This window comes from Azonexus sp., assembly GCF_036170495.1.
In the GTDB taxonomy this organism is placed as follows: domain Bacteria; phylum Pseudomonadota; class Gammaproteobacteria; order Burkholderiales; family Rhodocyclaceae; genus Azonexus.
This window is the reverse complement of the sequence record NZ_JAVHPH010000177.1, coordinates 5,772-12,769: the sequence shown is the minus strand read 5'-3', so window position 1 is coordinate 12,769 and position 6,998 is coordinate 5,772. Positions and strand designations below refer to the sequence as shown.

Below are 6,998 nucleotides of genomic sequence, written 5' to 3'. Positions count from 1 at the left end.
ACTGCGGCATGCGGTCCGGCAGGTCGCGATAGACGCCGCCCGGACGATAGTAGGCAGCGTGCATCCGGGCACCGGAAACTGCCTCATAAACGTCCATCAGGTCTTCGCGTTCGCGGAAGGTGTAGAGCGCCATGGTCATCGCGCCAACGTCGAGAGCGTGACAACCGATCCACAACAGATGGTTGAGGATACGCGTCACTTCATCGAACATGACACGGATGTACTTGCCGCGCTCCGGCACTTCGATGCCGAGCAGCTTTTCGGTCGCCAAGCAGTAGGCGTGCTCGTTGCACATCATCGACACGTAGTCGAGACGATCCATGTAGGGTACGGACTGAACCCAGGTGCGAGTCTCGGCCAGTTTTTCGGTGGCACGGTGCAGCAGGCCGATGTGCGGGTCGGCGCGCTGGACGACTTCGCCATCCAGTTCGAGCACCAGGCGCAGCACGCCGTGTGCAGCTGGGTGCTGCGGACCAAAGTTCAGAGTGAAATTGCGGATGTCAGCCATGAGCGGTATCCCCGAAAGTATCTTCGCGCACAATGCGCGGGGTGTTTTCGCGCGGCTCGATGGTGACCGGTTGATAGATCACACGCGCCTGATCCGGGTCGTAGCGCATCTCGACGTGGCCGGAAATCGGGAAATCCTTGCGGAACGGATGGCCGATAAAGCCGTAATCAGTCAGGATGCGGCGCAAGTCATCATGGCCAACGAAGGCAATACCATAGAGATCGAATGCTTCGCGCTCGAACCAGTTAACGCCGTTCCAGACGCAGGTAACCGAATCAATAGAAGGAAACTCGTCGTTTTCAGCGAAGACACGGACACGTAAACGCCAGTTATGGACAATCGAAAGAAGATGAGAAACCGCCGCGTAGCGACGGCCTTGCCAGCAACCATCACCGTAGGTCGAATAATCGACACCACACAGATCAATGATTTCTTCAAAATGAAGATCGGCCTGATCCCGCAACGCGGTCATCACACCGAGATAGTCGGCGGCATCAACTTCAATGGTTGCTTCACCCAAAGCAAGCTTTAGCGATTTTAATTTGTCACCAAAGTGCCTTTGCAGATTTTGACTAAGCGTTTCCAGCTTGGCAGACATATCGAATCAGCCTTGGCAATTAACGAGCAATAGTATTCGTGCGGCGAATCTTGTTCTGCAACTGAATCAGGCCGTAAATCAAGGCCTCAGCAGTTGGGGGACAACCCGGAACATAGATATCAACTGGCACGATACGATCGCAGCCACGCACAACAGAATAGGAATAGTGGTAATAGCCACCGCCATTTGCACACGACCCCATCGAGACAACCCAACGAGGCTCGGCCATTTGGTCATAAACCTTGCGTAGCGCAGGCGCCATTTTGTTGGTCAGCGTACCCGCAACGATCATCACATCAGATTGCCGAGGACTTGCCCGAAAAACAATCCCGAAACGATCAAGATCGTAACGCGAAACCCCCGCATGAATCATCTCAACCGCACAGCAGGCCAAGCCAAAGGTCATTGGCCAGATCGAGCCAGTTCGCATGTAATTAATTAGCTTGTCAGCCGTCGTGGTGACAAAGCCTTCCTGGAGAACGCCCTCAATAGCCATAGCCTAGCCTCATTCCCATTCCAGCGCGCCTTTAGCCCAAGCATATACATACCCAAGGACCAGAATGGCAACAAACACAAGCATCTCGACAAAGCCAAACAACCTGATCGACTCAGTCGCAACAATATCCTTAAATATCGCCGCCCACGGAAACAGAAACGCAATTTCCAGATCGAACAAAATAAAAAGGATGGCAATAAGATAGAAACGCACATCGAATTTCATGCGCGCATCTTCAAAAGCCTCAAAGCCACATTCATAAGGAGAGAGCTTCTCCGGGTCCGGGCGGCTTGGAGCAAGAATAAAGCCCATCGCGACAGGCAATACACCCACCGCAACCCCCACCAGAACGAACATCAGGATTGGAAAGTAGTTTTCCATGACCCGCCGCCAATATTCAGTTTTTGTTCGAAACAGCACACCTTACGGTGACTGCCCCTAATTTTTGGTGCCGACGGCGAGACTCGAACTCGCACAGCTTGCGCCACTACCCCCTCAAGATAGCGTGTCTACCAATTTCACCACGTCGGCACGTCTTTTTGGCCACCCAGCGAGGACTCAACGCCGGATGAACCCCACGCCTTACTTCGGTATATCTTTCGCCTTTGAGTCCGCTCCAATAGAAGCCACCGGCGACTCGCCAGCAGCCGAAGCTGGCTGCGAAACAGCCTGTGATTGTACCGGTTCTTGCATGACACTGCCAGTCGTTTTTGGCTTACTGGAAGCAATGTATGCCAAGGTCAAGCTCGTCGCAAAAAATACCGCAGCGAGAACACCAGTAGTACGACTGAGAAAATTAGCTGAGCCAGTAGCACCAAACAGACTACCAGAGGCACCGCTACCAAAGGCAGCCCCCATGTCAGCTCCCTTACCATGCTGCATCAACACCAAACCAATAATAACGATCGCAACCAGAATATGGACCGTCAGAAGGAGAGAAAAAAACCAGTTCATTTGTTAGCCTATCAATTCGCCGCGAGGCAAATCTTCAGAAAATCATCAGCAACCAAGGCAGCACCACCGATCAACCCGCCATCAATATCGCACTGCCCAAACAACTCCTTCGCATTCTGTGGTTTTACACTACCACCGTAGAGAATGCGCAAACCATCGGCAACACCCACATCAAACGCCGCAACCTGAGCCCGGATGGCCGCATGCACTTCCTGCGCCTGCGCTGGGGACGCCGTCGCGCCAGTCCCTATCGCCCACACCGGCTCATATGCGACCACAGCCGACGCCATGGCAGCTACGCCAAGACGACCCAGGACCGACGACAACTGCCTGGCCACCACCCCTTGTGTTTCGCCCGCCTCACGCTCGCCAAGGGTTTCACCAACACACAAGATGGGCACCAAGCCAGCCCCCTGAGCAGCCTCAAATTTAGCCGCGACAACCATATCAGTTTCACCAAACAGCGCGCGTCGTTCAGAGTGACCCACTAACACATAGCGACAACCGAACTCAGCAAGCATTGAAGCTGACACCTCGCCCGTAAACGCACCGGAAGGATACTCACTAACTGACTGAGCCCCCAAAGCAAGCACCGAACCATGAATCAAGGACTGTACCTGAGCAAGGTAGGGAAATGGCGGGCAGACAGCTATTTCAGAAAGCACTCCAGAGCCCCCTGCCGTGATATTTGTCAGCAGCTCTAAGTTTTGATGCAACGCGCCGTGCATCTTCCAGTTACCAGCTACGAGCTTTCTACGCATGGGCTAGATGATTCCGTTTGCGAAAAACTTTCAGATTATAGCGACTCGTCGATTTTTCGGTCAATACGATTAGACATACGCAATAATTTATTGTGCGGACTCCCGCACGATGCTGGCCAGTTTTTCGGCGACACAAGCCACTTCGCCAGCATCTTCGCCTTCGACCATTACCCGCAGCAGAGGCTCCGTTCCCGAGGCTCGCAACAACAGCCTTCCCCGCCCGTCCATAGCTGCTTGGGTCTCGGCTAAGGCAGAGGTAATCGCTGGGTGATCTTTCCATGAAAATCCACGCGTGATCGGCACATTTATCAATTTCTGCGGATAAAGCACTAAGCCACCTAGCAACCCCTTCAAATCACCACCGAACTCGCGTAGCGCAGCCAAAACCTGCAAGGCAGCGATAATGCCATCTCCCGTCGTATGACGATCCAATGCGAGTATGTGTCCTGAGTTTTCACCACCGTACAACCAGCCTTTTTCATTGAGCATCTCTACAACGTAACGATCGCCGACAGCGGCCCGGGCAAACGGTATTTCAATCTTGCCGAGCGCGTGCTCCAGAGCAAGATTACTCATCAGCGTACCAACTACGCCTTTAACCTTGGCAGCACGAGCTCGACTGCAGACGATAGCAAAAAGCAACTGATCGCCATCGTAAAGATTCCCATCAGCATCGACCATTTGAAGTCGATCAGCATCGCCATCCAAGGCAACGCCGAGGTCGGCTCGATTTGCCAGTACAGCCTCGCATAATGCCTTTGGCGCCGTCGCACCGACACCATCGTTGATATTCAGGCCATTAGGTTGCGCCCCGATGGTTACGACATCAGCACCCAGTTCGTGAAAGACACTCGGCGCAGTATGGTAGGCCGCCCCATTGGCACAATCGACAACAATCTTTAGGCCACGCAAGTCCAAGGCATTTGGAAAAGTGCTCTTGCAGAATTCTATGTAACGACCGCGCGCATCCTCAATACGCCTGACACGACCAAGATTGGCTGGCGGCGCGCATACCATCGACTGATCTATACCCGCCTCAATGGCGCGCTCGACTTCGTCAGGCAACTTGGCGCCCTGCGCCGAAAAAAATTTAATACCGTTGTCGTAATAAGGGTTATGTGAAGCGGAAATAACAATTCCGGCCCGCAACCGCAGGGCGCGAGTCAAATAGGCCACTGCCGGCGTCGGCAATGGACCAACCAGAAAAACGTCAATCCCGGCTGCCGAAAACCCCGCCTCCAAGGCTGACTCAAGCATGTAACCAGACAGGCGCGTATCCTTGCCAATCAACACCGCCGGACGCTCGCCAGATAGCATACTGGATTGATTCAGCAAGGCTTTGCCAGCCGAATATCCGAGACGCATGACAAAATCAGGTGTAATTGGCGACTGACCGACGCGACCTCGCACACCATCGGTACCAAAATATTTCCTGCTCATTTCTGCTCCCATTGTTCTATTGCAGCCCACACCGCCAAGGCGTCTCTGGTTGCCACCACGTCATGCACCCGTAGTATTTTCGCACCTTTTTGTGCAGCCAGCAGCGCCGCCGCAACGCTCGCAGCGAGGCGCTCTCCTACTGGTCGTCCGGTAATTGCGCCGAGCATTGATTTTCTGGAAACCCCGACCAACATCGGAAAATCACCGACGCCCGCTACGGTCAACGCTGAAAAAAGGGCCAAATTGTGATCGACTGTCTTGCCAAAACCAAACCCTGGATCAAGCACGATACGCTCATCGACAATACCAGCCAGCCTGCAACGCTCAACAGCATCAGCAAGAAAGGCGTTTACGTCAGCGACGACATCCTGATAATGCGGCATTTTCTGCATCGTACCCGACTCGCCTTGCATATGCATGACACACACAGCGCAATCACTCCCCGCGATGACCGATAACGCTTCGCAACGGGTCATGCCAGTGATGTCGTTGATCATAGTCGCACCAGCCTCTAGTGCGGCGCGCATGACAGCTGGCTTATAGGTATCCACCGAGACAGGGATACCCCAGTCGACAACTTCCTTCAAAACAGGCAATAAGCGCCGCAATTCATCCTCTTCAGAGGCCGGAATTGCACCTGGGCGAGATGACTCGGCGCCAATATCAAGAATATCCGAGCCGGCCTCGTACTGATGACGTGCATGCGTAACGGCTTGTTCGACATCACCGACCAACCCGTCACCGGAAAACGAATCGGGCGTCAGATTGACGATCCCCATCAACAAAGGACGATCCAGCGAAAGCCTGAAATGGCCGCAATGCAGTATTGTCATAGTGTAAAAAATAAAGGGCTCTGCCGATTTCCTGCGCGCCGCTTTGAGAATCAATGGGGTTCAACATGCTATGGGTACATAGCCAAAACAAAAGGCCGGGAAAAACTCCCGGCCAATTCAGCAATCAGAAAATTTAGGCTGTCGCAGGTGCGCTTGGTTCAGCACCCGGCGTATCGCTAGGCATTTTCGACCGCGCCATGGACTGGGATGGCTTTGGCGGACGCGGAGCCTTGCCCGCCATGATGTCGTCAATCTGCTCGGCATCGATGGTTTCCCATTCAAGCAAGGCCTTGGTCATCGCCTCAACCTTGTCACGATTCTCTTCCAACAGACGACGAGCGAGCGCGTATTGCTCGTCAATAAGGCGGCGAATTTCAGCATCAACCTTCTGCATCGTCGCTTCCGAAACATTCTTGTGCTGGGTTACGGAACGACCAAGGAAAACCTCCCCGTCGTTCTCGCCATAGACCATTACCCCCAGATCGGACATGCCATAACGAGTCACCATATCGCGAGCCATTGCAGTAGCCCGCTCAAAGTCGTTCGAGGCGCCGGTGGTCATCTGGTTCATGAACAGCTCTTCGGCAATACGCCCGCCGAACAGCACAGCAATACGACTCATCAGGTATTGCCGGTCGTACGCATAGCGATCCTCTTCTGGCAGTTGCATGGTCAGACCGAGAGCGCGGCCGCGCGGAATGATGGTGACCTTGTGAACGGGATCCGATTTTGGTACGAGTTTAGCAACCACGGCATGCCCCGACTCGTGGTAGGCCGTATTCATCTTCTCTTCTTCGTTCATTACCATGCTACGGCGCTCGGCGCCCATCATGATTTTGTCCTTGGCCTTTTCGAAGTCTTCCATATCGACAAGGCGCTTATTGGTGCGCGCTGCAAACAATGCAGCCTCGTTAACCAAATTAGCCAGATCAGCACCGGAAAAACCAGGCGTGCCGCGCGCGATGATGTCGGCCTTGACGTCACCGGCAATGGGCACTTTGCGCATGTGCACCTTGAGGATTTCCTCGCGGCCACGAATATCAGGCAACGGCACGACAACCTGACGATCGAAACGCCCCGGACGAAGCAGGGCCGGATCCAGGATATCCGGACGGTTAGTCGCGGCGATAACAATGGTTCCAGTATGGCCTTCGAAGCCATCCATCTCGACCAGCAACTGGTTCAATGTCTGTTCACGCTCATCGTTGCCACCGCCAAGACCAGCGCCACGATGGCGGCCTACCGCATCGATTTCATCAATAAAGATAATGCATGGCGCGTGCTTCTTGGCGTTCTCGAACATGTCACGAACACGGGCAGCACCGACACCAACGAACATCTCAACGAAATCAGAGCCGGAAATACTGAAGAACGGCACCTTGGCTTCGCCGGCAATAGCCTTGGCAAG

9 protein-coding genes and 1 tRNA gene are annotated in these 6,998 nt (G+C 53.9%); all 10 read right to left on the bottom strand.

The window, feature by feature from the left end:
* Positions 1 to 508, bottom strand: a 508-nt coding sequence (locus ADADOO_RS05925) for an NADH-quinone oxidoreductase subunit D-related protein (protein ID WP_511275840.1), incomplete at its 3' end; no start/stop codon positions are given.
* Positions 501 to 1,106, bottom strand: coding sequence for an NADH-quinone oxidoreductase subunit C (locus tag ADADOO_RS05920; RefSeq protein ID WP_511275839.1), 606 nt, complete (start codon positions 1,104 to 1,106; stop codon positions 501 to 503). The genes ADADOO_RS05925 and ADADOO_RS05920, both read right to left, overlap by 8 nt.
* A 19-nt stretch (positions 1,107 to 1,125) precedes the next feature.
* Positions 1,126 to 1,602 carry a NuoB/complex I 20 kDa subunit family protein gene (locus tag ADADOO_RS05915; protein WP_226404175.1) on the bottom strand — a complete coding sequence of 159 codons (477 nt, stop codon included), beginning with the start codon at positions 1,600 to 1,602 and terminating at the stop codon, positions 1,126 to 1,128.
* Positions 1,603 to 1,611: 9 nt separating this feature from the next.
* Complete coding sequence (gene ndhC / locus ADADOO_RS05910; protein ID WP_511275838.1) at positions 1,612 to 1,983, bottom strand: NADH-quinone oxidoreductase subunit A; 372 nt, start codon at positions 1,981 to 1,983, stop codon at positions 1,612 to 1,614.
* Between the two features lie 65 nt (positions 1,984 to 2,048).
* Positions 2,049 to 2,133 (bottom strand) — tRNA-Leu (locus ADADOO_RS05905).
* Positions 2,134 to 2,184: 51 nt separating this feature from the next.
* Positions 2,185 to 2,556 carry a preprotein translocase subunit SecG gene (gene secG / locus ADADOO_RS05900; protein ID WP_511275836.1) on the bottom strand — a complete coding sequence of 124 codons (372 nt, stop codon included), beginning with the start codon at positions 2,554 to 2,556 and terminating at the stop codon, positions 2,185 to 2,187.
* Between the two features lie 11 nt (positions 2,557 to 2,567).
* A complete protein-coding gene (gene tpiA / locus ADADOO_RS05895; protein ID WP_511275834.1) occupies positions 2,568 to 3,317 on the bottom strand; it encodes a triose-phosphate isomerase in 750 nt (249 codons plus the stop codon).
* An 87-nt stretch (positions 3,318 to 3,404) separates the two neighbouring features.
* Positions 3,405 to 4,757, bottom strand: coding sequence for a phosphoglucosamine mutase (glmM, locus tag ADADOO_RS05890; protein WP_511275833.1), 1,353 nt, complete (start codon positions 4,755 to 4,757; stop codon positions 3,405 to 3,407).
* Positions 4,754 to 5,590 (bottom strand): dihydropteroate synthase, encoded by an 837-nt coding sequence (folP, locus tag ADADOO_RS05885; protein WP_511275831.1) that lies wholly within the window; start codon positions 5,588 to 5,590, stop codon positions 4,754 to 4,756. Before folP ends, glmM begins: the two co-directional genes overlap by 4 nt.
* A gap of 133 nt (positions 5,591 to 5,723) precedes the next feature.
* Positions 5,724 to 6,998: ATP-dependent zinc metalloprotease FtsH (gene ftsH / locus ADADOO_RS05880; RefSeq protein ID WP_511275829.1), on the bottom strand; the 1,275-nt coding region annotated here is incomplete at its 5' end.